This is a genomic window from Micrococcus sp. KRD128 (assembly GCF_017168395.1).
GTDB lineage: Bacteria > Actinomycetota > Actinomycetes > Actinomycetales > Micrococcaceae > Micrococcus > Micrococcus luteus.
Genome location: NZ_JABFAX010000002.1, coordinates 16,191 through 31,335 on the forward strand (window position 1 = coordinate 16,191; position 15,145 = coordinate 31,335).

At 73.9% G+C, this 15,145-nt stretch carries 15 protein-coding genes; 9 read left to right on the forward strand and 6 right to left on the reverse strand.

Annotation, left to right across the window (positions count from 1 at the left end; translation table 11 throughout):
- The first annotated feature begins 118 nt into the window (after positions 1–118).
- The 4 genes from J1M44_RS00970 to manA are packed head-to-tail and all read left to right on the forward strand — an operon-like array spanning position 119 to position 4,775.
- The gene (locus J1M44_RS00970; protein ID WP_098471272.1) at positions 119–1,324 is read left to right on the forward strand and encodes a 5-(carboxyamino)imidazole ribonucleotide synthase; all 1,206 of its coding nucleotides are present in this window, start codon (positions 119–121) and stop codon (positions 1,322–1,324) included.
- A 60-nt stretch (positions 1,325–1,384) separates the two neighbouring features.
- Positions 1,385–1,876 carry a 5-(carboxyamino)imidazole ribonucleotide mutase gene (gene purE, locus J1M44_RS00975; RefSeq protein WP_206501204.1) on the forward strand — a complete coding sequence of 164 codons (492 nt, stop codon included), beginning with the start codon at positions 1,385–1,387 and terminating at the stop codon, positions 1,874–1,876.
- 20 nt (positions 1,877–1,896) lie between these two features.
- Complete coding sequence (locus J1M44_RS00980) at positions 1,897–3,489, forward strand: LCP family protein (protein ID WP_342356558.1); 1,593 nt, start codon at positions 1,897–1,899, stop codon at positions 3,487–3,489.
- Between the two features lie 41 nt (positions 3,490–3,530).
- Complete coding sequence (gene manA / locus J1M44_RS00985) at positions 3,531–4,775, forward strand: mannose-6-phosphate isomerase, class I (RefSeq protein WP_065573339.1); 1,245 nt, start codon at positions 3,531–3,533, stop codon at positions 4,773–4,775.
- A 23-nt stretch (positions 4,776–4,798) separates the two neighbouring features.
- Here the strand turns inward: manA and glpX are convergent, their stop codons facing one another.
- Positions 4,799–5,821, reverse strand: coding sequence for a class II fructose-bisphosphatase (gene glpX / locus J1M44_RS00990; RefSeq protein ID WP_049158458.1), 1,023 nt, complete (start codon positions 5,819–5,821; stop codon positions 4,799–4,801).
- 222 nt (positions 5,822–6,043) lie between these two features.
- Between glpX and J1M44_RS00995 the strand changes: the two genes are divergently transcribed.
- From J1M44_RS00995 to J1M44_RS01005, 3 genes are all read left to right on the forward strand, one after another.
- Positions 6,044–6,538 carry a DUF4245 domain-containing protein gene (locus J1M44_RS00995; protein ID WP_241252672.1) on the forward strand — a complete coding sequence of 165 codons (495 nt, stop codon included), beginning with the start codon at positions 6,044–6,046 and terminating at the stop codon, positions 6,536–6,538.
- A 108-nt stretch (positions 6,539–6,646) separates the two neighbouring features.
- On the forward strand, positions 6,647–7,204 hold the full coding sequence (locus J1M44_RS01000) for a carbonic anhydrase (RefSeq protein WP_169577975.1): 558 nt from the start codon (positions 6,647–6,649) through the stop codon (positions 7,202–7,204).
- 55 nt (positions 7,205–7,259) lie between these two features.
- Positions 7,260–8,681, forward strand: a complete 1,422-nt coding sequence (locus J1M44_RS01005; protein ID WP_065573341.1) for a class II fumarate hydratase — start codon at positions 7,260–7,262, stop codon at positions 8,679–8,681.
- Positions 8,682–8,771: 90 nt separating this feature from the next.
- Here J1M44_RS01005 and J1M44_RS01010 read toward each other — a convergent pair whose 3' ends face one another.
- Positions 8,772–9,275 (reverse strand): prepilin peptidase, encoded by a 504-nt coding sequence (locus J1M44_RS01010; protein WP_002854508.1) that lies wholly within the window; start codon positions 9,273–9,275, stop codon positions 8,772–8,774.
- Between the two features lie 343 nt (positions 9,276–9,618).
- Positions 9,619–11,067, reverse strand: coding sequence for a PhoH family protein (locus tag J1M44_RS01015; RefSeq protein ID WP_002854510.1), 1,449 nt, complete (start codon positions 11,065–11,067; stop codon positions 9,619–9,621).
- A gap of 227 nt (positions 11,068–11,294) precedes the next feature.
- On the opposite strand from J1M44_RS01015, the gene J1M44_RS01020 reads away from it, so the two are divergent.
- Positions 11,295–11,936, forward strand: a complete 642-nt coding sequence (locus tag J1M44_RS01020; protein WP_241179439.1) for a rhomboid family intramembrane serine protease — start codon at positions 11,295–11,297, stop codon at positions 11,934–11,936.
- On the opposite strand, the gene J1M44_RS01025 is transcribed toward J1M44_RS01020, so the two are convergent.
- Positions 11,915–12,688 (reverse strand): isoprenyl transferase, encoded by a 774-nt coding sequence (locus tag J1M44_RS01025; protein WP_036334245.1) that lies wholly within the window; start codon positions 12,686–12,688, stop codon positions 11,915–11,917. The two genes, J1M44_RS01020 and J1M44_RS01025, sit on opposite strands and share 22 nt — an antisense overlap.
- 105 nt (positions 12,689–12,793) lie before the next feature.
- On the opposite strand from J1M44_RS01025, the gene trhA reads away from it, so the two are divergent.
- Positions 12,794–13,513, forward strand: coding sequence for a PAQR family membrane homeostasis protein TrhA (trhA, locus tag J1M44_RS01030; protein WP_036334246.1), 720 nt, complete (start codon positions 12,794–12,796; stop codon positions 13,511–13,513).
- Between the two features lie 152 nt (positions 13,514–13,665).
- On the opposite strand, the gene J1M44_RS01035 is transcribed toward trhA, so the two are convergent.
- Positions 13,666–14,070, reverse strand: coding sequence for a hypothetical protein (locus J1M44_RS01035; protein WP_049158805.1), 405 nt, complete (start codon positions 14,068–14,070; stop codon positions 13,666–13,668).
- Between the two features lie 48 nt (positions 14,071–14,118).
- The gene (mca, locus tag J1M44_RS01040) at positions 14,119–15,111 is read right to left on the reverse strand and encodes a mycothiol conjugate amidase Mca (protein ID WP_080983887.1); all 993 of its coding nucleotides are present in this window, start codon (positions 15,109–15,111) and stop codon (positions 14,119–14,121) included.
- Positions 15,112–15,145: the final 34 nt, after the last annotated feature.

Sequence of the window (15,145 nt, forward strand, 5' to 3'; positions counted from 1 at the left end):
GGACCCGCGCAGGGCTGGGGAACACTGTAGCCGCGCCCCCGGCGCGCGACCTCCCCGGATCCGGCATCGGCCGCCCCTCCGTGACGGAGTTCTCAGCCGGTCCGACTACCCTGTGCGGGTGACTTCCCCTCGACTCGGTGTGATCGGTGGCGGGCAGCTGGCCCGCATGATGGCGGGCGCGGCCGCGGAGCTCGGCGTGCCCTTCCGCGTGCTCGCGGAGGCCCCGGACGCGTCAGCGGCCCAGGTCGCCCCCCACGTGGTCGGCGACCACGCGGACCTGGCGGACCTGCGCGCGTTCGCGGCCACGGTGGACGTGGTCACCTTCGACCACGAGCACGTGCCCACCGAGCACCTGCGGGCCCTGCAGGAGGCCGGCGTCGCCGTGCGCCCCGGCCCCGAGGCGCTGCAGCACGCCCAGGACAAGCTGGTCATGCGCGCGGCCGTCGAACGGCTGGGCCTGCCGAACCCGGCGTGGGCGCCGGTCGACGACCTCGAGGCCGTCCTCGCCTTCGGCGACGAGCACGGCTGGCCGATGATCCTCAAGACCCCCCGCGGGGGCTACGACGGCAAGGGGGTACTCAAGCTCGACGACGCCGACGACGCCCGCGCCTCCGCCGCGGACGGCACCCTGGCCGCGTGGCTCGGCGCCGGCATCACCCCGCTGCTGGCCGAGGCCCTCGTCCCCTTCTCCCGTGAGCTCTCCGCACAGGTGGCGCGCACCCCCTCCGGCGAGATGGCCGTCTACCCCGTGGTCGACTCGGTCCAGGTGGCCGGCGTGTGCGACCTCGTGGTCGCCCCGGCCCAGGACCTCGACCCGGCCGTCGCCGCGGCCGCGACCGCCGCAGCCGTCCGCCTCGCCGAGGAGCTGGACGTCACCGGCATGCTCGCGGTCGAGCTGTTCGAGACGCCGGGGGTCGGCCCGGGCTTCCAGGTGAACGAGCTGGCCATGCGCCCCCACAACTCCGGCCACTGGTCCATGGACGGCGCCGTCACCGGCCAGTTCGAGCAGCACGTCCGCGCCGTGCTCGACCTGCCGCTGGGCGAGACGGCCCCCCGCGGGGCCGGCGTCGTGATGAAGAACGTCCTCGGCGGCGCCCGCGAGGACCTGCACGCCGGCAGCGTCGCAGCCCTCGCCGCCCACCCGCAGGCCAAGGTCCACCTCTACGGCAAGGACGTGCGCCCCGGCCGCAAGGTCGGGCACGTCAACGTCGTCGCGGACCACGGCCTCAGCCTCGAGGAGGCCGTGCGGATCGCCGAATCCGCCGCCGCACTCCTGCGCGAGGACGCCCCCACCACCGGCACCGAGACGGAGGCCCGCCCATGACCGCCACGCCCCAGACCCGCCCAGCCCCTGCAGGACGACGCCCCGGTCGTCTCCGTCGTGATGGGCTCCGACTCCGACTGGCCCGTGATGAGCGCGGCCGCCGAGGCCCTGCGCGAGCTCGACGTGCCCGTCGAGGTCGGCGTGGTCTCCGCGCACCGCATGCCCCACGAGATGGTGGAGTTCGGCGCCCGCGCGCACCAGCGCGGGATCCGCGTGATCGTGGCCGGTGCGGGCGGCGCGGCCCACCTGCCCGGCATGCTCGCCGCCGTCACCCCCCTGCCCGTGATCGGCGTGCCCGTGAAGCTCAAGAGCCTGGACGGGATGGACTCCCTGCTCTCGATCGTCCAGATGCCCGCCGGTGTGCCGGTGGCCACCGTCTCCATCGACGGCGCCCGCAACGCCGGCCTGCTGGCCGCCCGCATCCTCGCCTCGGCGGACACCGCGGAGGGCGACCGCCTGCGCGCCGCCCTCGCCGAGCACGCCGACGAGCTCAACGCCCAGGCCCGGGCCAAGGGGGCCCGCCTGCGCGAGCGGATGGCCGCCGACCGCTGATGTCGCCCGCCACCGGATCCGTGCCCGCCGGTCCCGCGCAGCCCGACCCGCTTCGGGACCCGCGCGTCGCCTCCCCCACGGAGCGCACCCGCCGGGCGCTGATCCTCACCGCCCTGACCCTGCTGGTCCCCGGCGGCGCCCAGATCGTGGCCGGCAGCCGCCGGCTCGGCCGCGTGGCGCTGGGGGTCACCGTCACCGTGTGGGCCGCGCTGATCCTCGGACTGCTGTGGTGGCTGGTCTCCCGCGCGACCCTGATCTCGCTGATGGCCCGGGACGGCGTGCTGCTCGGGCTGGCGGTGGTCCTGGCGGCGTTGGCGGTGGGCTGGGCGGTGCTGTGGGTGGACACGTTCCGGCTGATCCGGCTGCACCTGCTCGCCCCCGGCGCGCGGAAGATCACGGCGGCGGTCACCGCGCTCGCGCTGGTGCTCACCAGCGGCGCCCTGCTCTACGGCGGCTGGGCCGCGAACACGAGCCGCGGCGCGCTCGGCGAGGTCTTCCAGGAGGGGCCGGCCGTCCCGGAGGCCGAGGGCCGCTACAACATCCTGGTCCTGGGCGCGGACGCCGGCGAGGGCCGGCAGGGGCTGCGCCCGGACTCCATGCACGTGGTCTCCGTGGACGCCCGCACCGGCGCCATCGTGATGTTCTCCCTGCCCCGCAACCTCCAGGACGCGCCGTTCGTCGAGGGCTCCCCGCTGTGGGACGTGTACCCGAACGGCTTCGACTGCGGCGACGAGTGCATCCTCAACGCCCTCTACACGGACGTGGAGGAGCATCACGCAGACCTCTACCCGGACGCTGAACACCCCGGCGCCGAGGCCATGAAGGACGCCGCCGGCGGCATCCTCGGCCTCGACATCTCCGGCTACGCCCTCATGGACATGGGCGGCTTCGCCCAGCTGATCGACGCCATGGGCGGGGTGGACGTCGTCAGCGGCGGCTACGTGGTGCACCGCGGCGTCCGGCCCGACGGCGCCTGGGGCAACATCTGGTGGGAGCCGGGCACCCACCACTTCAACGGCGACGACGCGCTCGCCTTCGCCCGCTCCCGGCACTGGTCCACCGACTACGCCCGCATCCGCCGGCAGCAGTGCATGCAGGCGGCGATGCTGGAGCAGTTCAGCCCCGCCACCGTGCTCACCCGCTTCGAGGGGATCCTCGCCGCGGGCCAGCAGATCGTGACCACCGACCTGCCGCAGTCCCAGCTCGGCACGTTCGTGGACCTCGCCGAGCGCTCACGCGGCCAGAAGATGCGGCGGCTGACCATCGGCCCGCCCGACTTCGGCGACACGGGCACCCACTTCACCACCTACCCCGACTACGACCTCGTCCACCGCCGCGTGGACGAGATGCTGGCCGACGCGTCCGTGACCGCCGGGTCGGACCCGACCGGCGTCTCGGCGACCCCGCTGCTCACCGTGCTGGCCGTCGTCGCGCAGGAGACGCAGGCCCCCGACGTCGATGAGGACGACCCGGCCACGTGGCCGGCCCCGCCGACCCGCTCCGACGGCGAGCCCTTCACCGCCGAGGACCTGATGACGGCCGAGGACCTGGGCCAGGAGGACGTGCTGAACCACGCGTCCTCGTCGAACGGGCTGTGCGTCCCCGCCCCGTGAGGCGCGACGCGCGGGCCGACGGGCTGACCTAGGCTGGGCGCATGCACGTCCTGAAGCCCGTGATCCGTGACTACGCCTGGGGCTCCCCCACGCTCCTCGCCGACCTGCAGGGACGCGAGCCCACCGGCCGCCCCGAGGCCGAGCTGTGGCTGGGCGACCATCCGGGCGCCCCGTGCGTCGCCGTCGTGGCGGACGGCGCCCACGTCGGCCTGGACGAGGTGGTGGCCGCGGACCGCGAGCGCTGCCTCGGTCCCGCCGCGCCGGAGGGCCGTCTGCCCTTCCTGATGAAGCTGCTCGCCGCGGGCGCCCCGCTGTCCATCCAGGCGCACCCCACCCTGGAGCAGGCCCGCGCGGGCTACGCCGCGGAGGAGGCCGCCGGCGTGCCGATCGACGCCCCGGAGCGCAACTACAAGGACGCGAACCACAAGCCGGAGATGCTGCTCGCGCTGACCCCCTTCGCGGCGATGTGCGGCTTCCGCTCCCCCGAGGTCTCCTCGGACAGCTTCGAGGCCCTGTCCCGCGCCCTCACCGAGCGGGCGGACGGGGACACGTCCGCCGTCGCCGTCGCCGCCGCCCGGATCAGCCAGGCCCTCGCCGCCGGCGACCTCGAGGACGCGTTCACCTCGATCCTCGACCCCGCCTCCGTGTGGGGCGCTCCCGGCGCCGTCGCGCAGGTCGTGGACGTGCTGCGGGCCGCGCCGGACCTGGCCGAGCGCGACCCCTCGCTGGCCACGGCCCTCGAGGTCGCCCAGCACCACCCGGACGACCCCGGCGTGGTGGTGGCCATCCTGCTCAACCGCGTGGATCTGGCCCCTGGTCAGGCCGTCCACCTGCCGGCCGGCAACGTGCACGCGTACCTGCACGGGCTGGGCGTGGAGGTCATGGCGGCCTCGGACAACGTGCTGCGCGGCGGACTCACCCCGAAGCACGTGGACGTGCCCGAGCTGCGCCGCGTGGTCACCTTCGAGGCGCTGCCGGTGCCCTCCACCGAGCCCGAGCGCGTGGCCGACTCCGTGGTGGCCTTCCGCCCGCCGTTCGAGGAGTTCGAGCTGCTCCAGGCCACCCTCGAGGACGACGCCGTCCACGGACTCGACGTGCACGGCCCCGGGATCGCGGTGGTCACCCGTGGCACGGCGCGCCTGGCCCTGGCCGGCCAGGAGATCGAGCTGGGCCCGGGCGAGGCCGTGTTCCTGCCCGCCGCCGAGACGGCGTCCGGCCCGCTGGCCGTCCGCGCCGCGGCCGGCGCCCCGGCCACGGTGCACGTGGCCGGCCTGCCGCGGGGCTGAACCCGGCAGTCCGGCCCGCGGGCTCAGCGGGCGTCGCGGTCCTCCAGCCACTTGGACCACTTCTTCACGTCGTGCTCGGCGTCCACGGTGCGGACCGTGCCGGACCACGAGCGCATCACGATGGACTGCGTGTGCACGCGGCCGTCGGCGAAGCGCACACCGCGCAGCAGGTCGCCGTCGGTGATGCCGGTGGCCGCGAAGTAGCAGTGGTCGGAGGTGACCAGCTCGTTCGTGGTCAGCACGGCGTCGAGGTCGAGGCCGGCGTCGAGGGCCTTCTGCTTCTCGGCGTCGTCGGTGGGGGCCAGGCGGCCCTGGATGATGCCGCCGGTGGCCTTGATCGCGCACGCGGTGACGATGCCCTCGGGGGTGCCGCCGATGCCCATCATCATGTCCACGCCGGTGTCCGGGCGGGCGGCGGCGATGGCGCCGGCGACGTCGCCGTCCAGGATGAACTTCACGCGGGCGCCGGCCTGGCGGATCTCCTTGACCAGGCCCTCGTGGCGGGGGCGGTCCAGCACGCACACGGTCACCTGGGAGACGGGCTTGTCCAGGGCCTTGGCCACGAGGTTCACGTTCTGCTTCACCGGCAGGCGCATGTCCACGAAGTCGGCGGCCTCGGGGCCCACCACGAGCTTGTCCATGTAGAACACGGCCGACGGGTCGAACATGGTGCCGCGCTCGGCCACCGCGAAGACGGAGAGGGCGTTGTTGTAGCCCATGGCGGTCAGGCGGGTGCCGTCGATCGGGTCCACGGCCACGTCCACGGCGGCGCCGGAGCCGTCGCCGACCTGCTCGCCGTTGAACAGCATGGGGGCCTCGTCCTTCTCGCCCTCGCCGATCACCACGGTGCCGTCCATGGCCACGGTGTCCATGAACGCGCGCATCGCGTCCACCGCGGCGCCGTCCGCCTTGTTCTTGTCCCCGTAGCCCACCCAGGGGCTCGCGGCGATGGCCGCCGCCTCGGTCACCCGCACCAGCTCCATGGCCAGGTTGCGGTCCGGGACGTGGTTCTCGTAGCCGGTCTTCTCCGAGGACGCGCTGGTCATCGCTGCTCCGATCCTTGCTCGCGGCGCTCCGTCCGCACGGGACGGGGCGTGAGGGCGGCTCTGCCCCGGTCCTCATCCTACGGGGGCGGCCTCCCGCGGGTGGCACAATGCTGACCGTGAGCTCCGCCGACCCCCACTCCCCCGCCCTGTGTATAAGAGACAGCCCCCCGCCCCGTCCTGACCGCCAAGCAGGCGCAGCGGGCTCGGCAGCCGTGGATGGCCATGGTGCTCTCCCTGCTGGCTCTGCTGGCGATCGTGGCCGTGGTCCTCCTGCTCAACCCGGAGCCGCCGCAGCGGCCCCGCGAGGACCGCGTCGACGTCGCCGCCGAGGCCGCCACGGTCCCCCACGACGACGGCGACCTGCCGGCCCTGGCGCCCGAGGTGCCGGAGTCCTGGTACGCCAACTACGCCCGCCTGCAGAAGCTGGACGGCGTCTCCACGTGGGACGTCGGCTGGGTGGTCACGGACACGGTGTTCGCGGGCCTGCAGCAGGCCGAGGACGTCGACCCCACCTGGGTGAGCCTGCGGGTGGACCAGGTCCCGACGTCGGAGACGATCGAGATCGACGGGATCGCGTGGGACCTCCACGCCGATCCGAAGAAGCCGGAGCGACGGCTCGTGGCGGAGGTGGACGGCAGCACCGTGGTGCTGACCACCACCGGCGACCGCGCCGTCCTCGAAGACCTGGCGCACGGCGTCGCGAAGGAGACACGATGACCCCCCACACCCCCCGAGACGACGCCGGCCCCCGACGTCGTCGTCCCCACCTCCGACCTGACCCCCGCGGAGGCGTGGGAGGTCCTCGCCGAGGGCAACCGCCGCTTCGTGGCGGGCGAGCCGAGCCACCCGAACCAGAACGCGGAGCGGCGCAGCGACCTGACCGCCGGTCAGGCCCCGGTCGCCGTGATCTTCGGGTGCGCCGACTCGCGCCTGGCGGCCGAGATCATCTTCGACCTCGGCCTCGGCGACGTGTTCGTGGTGCGCACGGCAGGCCACGTGATCGACGACGCCGTGCTGGGCTCCATCGAGTACGGCGTGGACGTGCTGGAGATCCCGCTCGTCATCGTCCTGGGCCACAACTCGTGCGGCGCCGTCACGGCGACGGTCGAGTCCTACATCTCCGGCACCATGCCGCGCGGCTTCGTGCGCCCCCTCGTGGAGCGCATCATCCCGTCCGTGCTGGCCGGTCGCCGCCGCGGCCTGGAGGAGGTCGACGAGTTCGTGGCCGAGCACGTGGACCAGACCTGCGACCACCTCCTGGAGACCTCGCAGTCCGTCCGCGCAGCCGTCGAGTCGGGGCGCACCGCCGTCGTCGGGCTCACCTACTCACTGTCCGAGGGCACCGCGCGGCCGGGCCGCGTGCACGGCGACCTGGCGGTCTGACGACGCCGGGCGTCCGGTGCGGCACCGGGCGCCCGCGCCGTCCTAGGATGTGACCATGACCGCAGAGAACACCGATCAGCAGTTCCGCATCGAGCACGACACCATGGGCGAGGTGAAGGTGCCGGTGAACGCGCTCTACCGTGCACAGACCCAGCGCGCCGTGGAGAACTTCCCGATCTCCGGCAAGGGCCTCGAGCCCGCCCACATCCACGCCCTCGCGCAGGTCAAGAAGGCCGCGGCCAAGGCGAACGCCGAGCTGGGCATCATCTCGCAGGAGCGCGCGGACGCCATCGTCGCCGCCGCGGACCAGGTCATCGCCGGCGACCACGACGACCAGTACCCGATCGACGTGTTCCAGACCGGCTCCGGCACCTCCTCGAACATGAACACCAACGAGGTGCTCGCCACCCTCGCCACCCGCGCCCTGAAGGAGGCCGGCTCCGAGGACGAGGTGCACCCCAACGACCACGTCAACGCCTCCCAGTCCTCGAACGACGTGTTCCCGACCTCCGTGCACGTGGCCGTCACCGCCGCCCTCGTGAACGACCTCGTCCCGGCGCTGGACCACCTGGCCGTCTCCCTCGAGAAGAAGGCGGAGGACTTCGCCGGCATCGTGAAGTCCGGCCGCACCCACCTCATGGACGCCACCCCGGTGACCCTGGGCCAGGAGTTCGGCGGCTACGCCGCGCAGGTCCGCTACGGCATCGAGCGCATCCAGTCCGCGCTGCCGCGCGTGGCCGAGGTCCCGCTCGGCGGCACCGCCGTGGGCACCGGCATCAACACCCCGAAGGGCTTCTCCGCCCGCGTGATCGAGCTGCTCGCCGAGGAGACCGGCCTGCCGCTGACCGAGGCGCGCAACCACTTCGAGGCCCAGGCCAACCGTGACGGCCTCGTGGAGGCCTCCGGCCAGCTGCGGAACATCGCGTTCTCGATCATGAAGATCAACAACGACCTGCGCTGGATGGGCTCCGGCCCGAACACCGGCCTCGGCGAGATCGCCCTCCCGGACCTGCAGCCGGGCTCCTCGATCATGCCGGGCAAGGTCAACCCCGTGATCTGCGAGGCCGCGATCATGGTGTGCGCCCAGGTGATCGGCAACGACACCACCGTCGCCCTGTCCTCCACCAACGGCGCGTTCGAGCTCAACGTGGGCATCCCCGTGATGGCCGCCAACCTGCTCGAGTCCATCCGCCTGCTGGCCAACACGACGCGCGTCATGGCGGACAAGATGATCGACGGCATCGAGGCCAACGAGGAGCGCTGCGCCTTCCTCGCCGGCGCCTCGCCGTCCATCGTGACCCCGCTGAACAAGGTGATCGGCTACGAGGCCGCCGCCAAGATCGCCAAGCACTCCGTCGCGAACAAGATGACCGTGCGCGAGGCCGTCGTGGACCTCGGCTACGTCGAGCGCGGCGAAGTCACCGAGGAGCAGCTGGACAAGGCCCTGGACACCATGTCCATGACCCACCCGGAGTGATCCGGCGGATCCGGTGAGCGGCGCGACGCCGCCTCCCGAGCCACGACGACGAGCGGCCGTCCTCCCGTGCGGAGGGCGGCCGCTCGTCGTTCACGCCAGCACCAGCACTCCGGCGGCCGCCGCCACCATCGCCGGCCCGAACGGCAGCGCCGTCCGCCCCGTCGCCCGGCCCGCGAGCACCAGCACCCCGGCCACCACTCCGCCGAGCAGGATCGCGCCCACCCCCGCGGCGAGCACCGCCGTCGGGCCGAGCACCCCCGTGTACACGCCCAGGCCGCCGGCGAGCTTCACGTCCCCCATCCCGAGGCCACCGCGGCTGAGCACGTGCAGCGCGAGCATCGCCACGGTGTAGCCGAGACCGCCCAGCAGGCTGCAGAGCGCCAGGTCACCCCGGCCCGCCAGCAGCGCTCCCCCGGTCATCGCCGCCAGCCCGCCCAGCGCCAGCCGCAGCGTCCACCGGTTCGGCAGCCGATGCTCGCGCAGGTCCGTGCGCACGAGCACGCCCGCGCACACCGCGAACCACACCAGCCCCAGGGACCACAGCACCGCCGTCGCCGTCGCGCCGTGCGTCCACGCCCACCCCAGCCCGCTCATGCGCCCAGCCTAGGCCGGGCGGCGCGCCCGCCGGGCCGCCGTCCACAGGGCGATCCGGCCACCTCGCGTTCACGGTCCGGCCACCCGGTGTTCTGCCGACAGCGCAACCGGATCTGCCCATTGCGACGACCCCTCGCGCGGGTCTACTCTGAACTCACGAGCTTCCGGCCGTCTCATGGATGTGCGGGGCTCACACAGACCCCATGGCCTCAATCCCGTTTCAAGGGGCCATGGTGGCGGGCTTCCTCGGTCCCCCATCCCCCCTCCGCGGGGCCGAGCACCCCCGCCGGGGGCCGCTGCTTCGGCAGCGGCCCCTTTTTCATGCCCGACCCCGCCGGCCGGCTCAGGCCCGGCCCTCCTCCAGCACGTCCGTGACCAGTGCGGCGATCGGTGAGCGCTCGGAACGGGTCAGCGTCACATGCCCGAACAGCGGGTGGCCCTTGAGGCGCTCCACCACGGCCGCGATGCCGTCGTGCCGGCCCACGCGCAGGTTGTCCCGCTGGGCGACGTCGTGGGTCAGCACCACCTTCGAGTTGCGGCCCATCCGGCTCAGCACCGTGAGCAGCACGTTCCGCTCGAGCGACTGCGCCTCGTCCACGATCACCCACGCATCGTGCAGCGAACGGCCGCGGATGTGCGTCAGCGGCAGGATCTCCAGCATCCCGCGGTCCACCACCTCGTCCACCACGGACGGGGAGACCAGGGCGCCCAGGGTGTCGAACACGGCCTGCGCCCACGGGCCCATCTTGTCACCCTCCGAGCCGGGCAGGTAGCCCAGGTCCTGGCCGCCGACGGCGTACAGCGGACGGAACACGACCACCCTGCGGTGCTCGCGGCGCTCCATCACGGCGTCGAGGCCCGCGCACAGCGCCAGCGCGGACTTGCCGGTGCCCGCGCGGCCACCGAGGGAGACGATGCCCACGCCCGGATCCGTCAGCAGCTCGATCGCCAACCGCTGCTCGGCGGAGCGGCCGTGCAGGCCGAACACGTCGCGGTCCCCGCGCACCAGGCGGGCCCGGCCGCCCTCGCCGACCCGCGCCAGGCCGGAGCCCCGGGGCGCGGTGAGCACCAGCCCCGTGTTGACCGGCAGGCGGTCCGCCTCGGCCGGGGCCTCCCCCGGCCCGGTCTCGACGCCCGTGCCGGCCAGGGACCCCAGCGGGATGCCGGCCAGGTCGACCTCGCCGTCGTCGTAGAGCGCGTCCAGCCGCTCCTGCGCCACGCTGAGGGAGACGGTGCCGCGCCAGCCCGAGTCACGCACGAGCTCGTGGCGGTACTCGTCCGCGGCGAGGCCCATGGCCGCCGCCTTCACGCGCATCGGCAGGTCCTTGGACACGACCGTCACCATGGCGCCCTCGTCCGCGAGCGCCTTCGCGACGGCGAGGATGCGGGAGTCGTTGTCCGTGCCGCGGATGCCCAGGGGCAGCACGTCCACGGACACGTGGTTCAGTTCGATCCGCAGCGTGCCGCCCTCGGGGGTGATCGGCACGGGCTGGTCCAGCGCGCCGTGGCGACCGCGCAGGTCGTCGAGCAGGCGCAGCGCCGTGCGCGCGTAGTAGCCGAGGTCGGGGTCGGCGCGCTTGGCCTCGAGCTCCGAGACCACCACGAGCGGCAGGACCACCTCGTGCTCGGCGAAGTGCAGCAGGGCGCGCGGGTCCGAGAGCAGCACGGACGTGTCCACCACGTAGGTCCGCAGGCCGGCCGCCTCCGCCGGCCCCGCCTCGGCACGCGCCTGGCCCGGCCGGCTCGACGGCTCCTGCCGGGTCTGCGCGTGCTCCACGAGCTCTGCCACCATGTCTGCCTCCTGTGCCGGTGAACCGTGCGGACGGGGGTCCGCCCACGGGCCACGCTAGGAAGCGGCGTCGTCCACCGGGGCCCAGCACGGTGAACCCGGGATGAAGTCGCGGTGACGGTCCGTCCGGGCCCCGCCACGGCCCCGACGTCCCGCGCTCCCTACACTGGAGACGCGCCGCCGACGTCCCGGCGGCCGCCCGCTCCCCGTCCCCAGGAGGGCCCTTGAGCATGCACCGCCCGTCCCCCGGCCTGCCCGATCTGCCGGGCAGCCCGGCCCCCGCCCCGACCCTGGCCGAGCGCGCCGGCGGCCGCCTGCTGGGCGCCGTCGCGCCCACCGCCATGCTGATCGCGTCCATGTGGGTCGCGCAGTTCGTGCTGATTTTCCTCGGCCGGGTGATCATCCCCGGCGTGGGCCTGATCCCGCGGCGCCTCGCCGGCCTCGACGGGGTCCTGTTCTCCCCCGTGCTGCACGCCGGCTGGGCCCACCTGATCGGCAACACGACGGCGCTGCTCGTCCTCGGTCCGCTGGCCGCCCTGGTCTCGCGCCGGCCGGTGGCCCTGCTCGTCTGCGCCTGGCTGGGCTCGGGCCTGCTGACCTGGGTGATCGGCACCCCGGGCGTGCACATCGGCGCCTCCGGGATCGTGTACGTGCTGATCGCGTTCCTGATCGTCTACGGGATCGCGGTGCGGCGGTTCGGGGCGGTCGTCGTCTCCGTGCTCGTCGCGCTCACGCACCTGGGCTCGAGCCTGATCGGCCTGCTGCCGGCCCCCGGCATCTCGTGGACCGGCCACCTGGCCGGGGCCGTCGTCGGGGTGCTGCTGGGCCTGTGGTGGGGCCGCGCCGACCGTCAGGTGCCGAACCGGCGCTGACGGCTGCCGTAGTCGCGCAGGGCACGCAGGAAGTCGACCTTGCGGAACGCGGGCCACATGGCCTCGCAGAAGTAGAACTCCGAGTACGCGGACTGCCAGAGCAGGAACCCGGAGAGCCGCTGCTCCCCGGACGTGCGGATGACCAGGTCCGGGTCCGGCTGGCCACGCGTGTAGAGCCGGTCCGCGATCTGCTCGACGGTGACGGACTCGGCCACCTCCGCCGCGCTGTGGCCCAGGGCGTGCTCGTCCCGCAGCAGCTCGCGCACGGCGTCGAGGATCTCCTGGCGGCCCCCGTAGCCCACGGCCACGTTCACGTGCACGCCGTCGTGGCCCTGGGTCTGCTCGGCCACCTCGGCGAGCCGTCGCGCCATGGGCTCGGGGAGCAGGTCCACCGCGCCGACCGGCTGTACGCACACGGGGGCGCGGCCCTCGGCCGGCTGGGCGAGGCGCTCCGCCGTCGTCTGGATGATCTCCAGGAGCGGGGCGAGCTCCTCCGCCGGGCGCCGCAGGTTCTCGGTGGAGAGCATGTAGAGCGTGACCACGGGGATGCCGGCCTCGTCGCACCAGCCGATGAAGTCCAGGATGCGCTCGGCGCCGGCCTGGTGGCCCTGCTGCGTGGACGCCCCGAACGCGCGGGCCCAGCGACGGTTGCCGTCCACCAGCACACCGATGTGCCGGGGCAGCCGCTCCGGGTCCAGGCCACGCGTCAGCCGCCGCTCGTACAGGCGGTAGAAGGCCTCGGGTCGACCCACGGCGCGCTCCCCTCTCGGACGGTCCTGCGAGCCTCCAGGATACGCGCGCGACACACAGCGACCATCCCGTGCCCCGGCCCCGGGCCGACCGACGACAATGGAGGCATGGACCCCGTGACACCCCTCCCCGACGCCGACGCCGCCCGCCGCCTGCGCTGGCGCATCGAGCGCATCCGCGACCCCGAGCATCCGCTGTACAAGCCCCGACTGCGGGGCTGGACCCACGCGGTCATGGCGCCGCTGACGCTCGCGGCCGGCATCGTGCTCATCGTGCTCGCGCCGACCGCGACGCTGCGGTGGGCCAGCGCGGTCTACGCCGTGACGGGCCTGCTGCTGTTCGCGGTCTCGGCGACGTACCACCTGGTGCAGTGGAACGAGGTGGTCTCCCGTGTCCTCAAGCGGCTGGACCACACGAACATCATGCTGGTCATCGCCGGCACCTACACGCCGCTCTCCCTGGCCCTGCTGCCTCCGGACCGGGCGCGTGTGCTGCTCACCCTGGTATGGGTGGGGGCCGTGGCCGGCGTCGGGTTCCGGGTGCTGTGGACGGACGCCCCGCGCTGGCTCTACACGCCGGTGTACGTGGTGCTGGGGCTGGCGGCGCTGCTGTACCTGGGCGACTTCTTCGCCGCGGATGCGGCGGCGGGGTGGCTGATCGTGGCCGGCGGCGTCGCGTACATCACGGGCGCGGTCTTCTACGCGCTGCAGGCCCCCACGATCCACCGCGAGTGGTTCGGCTTCCACGAGCTGTTCCACGCCTTCACGGTGGCCGGCTTCGTGTGCCACGCCGTCGCCATCTACCGGGCGGTGCTCGTCGTCGCCTGAGCGTGTCGAGGAAGGGGGTCTGCGCCCCGCCGGGCAGCGCCGAGGCCCGCAGACGCGCCGCTACGGCAGGGACGTAGCGGCGCGTCTGCGGGCCTCAAGGGTTGGGCGTCGAGTCCCGGGCGGTGCCTGAGCGTGCCCGGGCCCGACGGCGGTCAGTCGCGTCCGGTGTCCGGGGCCTGGGGCTCCGGGGCCGGCTCCTGGAGGTAGCCGGGGTACTTCGCCTGCAGGCGGCGCAGCCGGTCCTCGGAGTCCGCGTCCAGGTGCTCGCCGCCCGCGCGGACCTCGTCCGGCAGGTGCTGCTGATGGCGCTCCACGAGCATGGCCTCGGCCTCCGGGGAGCGCTGCTGGACGCGGCGCACGGAGCGGACCATGACGCGGAAGACGATGATCGCCATGACCACCATGAGCGCGGTGAACAGGAACCCCTCGATGCCGGGGGTGACCTCTGCCTCCTCGAGCCCGGGGCGCAGCGTCGGCTCCGGGACGGCGGGCACCGGCGCGGGGCTCGCGGCCGCGAGCGCGGTGAGGACGAGGGGAAGGCCAGACAGGGGTGTCACGCCGCCCCACTCTACCGGCCCCGGCCGCACGGCCCGAGCCGGGTCGGCTCAGCGCAGGCCGGCGAAGAGGTCGTGCTCCGGCAGCTCGGAGGGCACGCGCGAGTCGATCAGCGCGAAGTCCTCCCACGGCCAGGCGCGCCGCTGCAGGTCGTGGGGGGCGTCGAAGAACATGCCGTCGGGGTCGATCTGCGTGCGATGCGCCCGCAGGGCGGCGTCGCGCTCGTCGAGGAAGCCGGTGACGTCCACCTGCGTGGTGACGTCGTGGTCCGCGGTGACCCACGGCGGGATGACCTCCGGGTCGGGCACGTCCTCCCCGGCTTCGCGGCGGCGCAGCACCTCGCGCATCGCGTCCATCGCGTCGAACATCATCAGGCGTCGGGCGAACGGCACGTCCTCGCCGTCGGCCTCGGCCACCGCGGCCATCGTGCGGAACTTCCGCGGGTTGAAGCCGCAGTCGTAGTAGACCTTCGAGACCTCCCACGCGGGCCCGGCCTCGGGGTACTCGTCCGCGAGGCCCGCGGCCCGGTAGGCCTCCATCGTCACGGCATGGGCCTGCAGGTGGTCCGGGTGCGGGTAGCCGCCGACCTCGTCATAGGAGATGAGCACGTGCGGGCGGAACCGGCGCACGAGCGAGATCAGCGGGGTCGCCGCATCCCGGAGCGGGACCTCGGCGAAGCAGTTCGCCGGGAGGGCCGGCAGCGGATCCCCCTCGGGCAGGCCCGAGTCGAGGAAGCCGAGCCAGGCGTGCCGGATGCCGAGGATGCGCGCGGCCTCCGCCATCTCCTCGCGGCGCACGGCCGCGATGTCCCGGTCGGCCCGGGTGGTGTCCCCGAACGACGGGTTGAGCAGGGTGCCGGCCTCGCCGCCGGTGCACGTGACGACCATGACCTCGGCCCCGGCCGCCGCGTAGGCGGCCATGGTGCCGGCCCCCTTCGAGGACTCGTCGTCCGGGTGGGCGTGCACCGCCATGAGGCGCAGCCCGGTGGAGGGCGGCAGGGCGGTGCCTGCGGCGGGCTGGGCCTGGGGGGTCTGATCGGTCACGGGGATCGCACACTCCTGTCCGGATGGCGGGGCC

Bases quoted from the DNA above. Each gene is read 5' to 3' on its own strand.
- purE (WP_206501204.1), top strand. From the start codon at position 1,385: ATGGGCTCCGACTCCGACTGGCCCGTGATGAGCGCGGCCGCCGAGGCC.
- manA (WP_065573339.1), top strand. From the start codon at position 3,531: ATGCACGTCCTGAAGCCCGTGATCCGTGACTACGCCTGGGGCTCCCCC.
- glpX (WP_049158458.1), bottom strand. From the start codon at position 5,821: ATGACCAGCGCGTCCTCGGAGAAGACCGGCTACGAGAACCACGTCCCG.
- J1M44_RS00995 (WP_241252672.1), top strand. From the start codon at position 6,044: ATGGTGCTCTCCCTGCTGGCTCTGCTGGCGATCGTGGCCGTGGTCCTC.
- J1M44_RS01005 (WP_065573341.1), top strand. From the start codon at position 7,260: ATGACCGCAGAGAACACCGATCAGCAGTTCCGCATCGAGCACGACACC.
- J1M44_RS01010 (WP_002854508.1), bottom strand. From the start codon at position 9,275: ATGAGCGGGCTGGGGTGGGCGTGGACGCACGGCGCGACGGCGACGGCG.
- J1M44_RS01015 (WP_002854510.1), bottom strand. From the start codon at position 11,067: ATGGTGGCAGAGCTCGTGGAGCACGCGCAGACCCGGCAGGAGCCGTCG.
- J1M44_RS01020 (WP_241179439.1), top strand. From the start codon at position 11,295: ATGCACCGCCCGTCCCCCGGCCTGCCCGATCTGCCGGGCAGCCCGGCC.
- trhA (WP_036334246.1), top strand. From the start codon at position 12,794: ATGGACCCCGTGACACCCCTCCCCGACGCCGACGCCGCCCGCCGCCTG.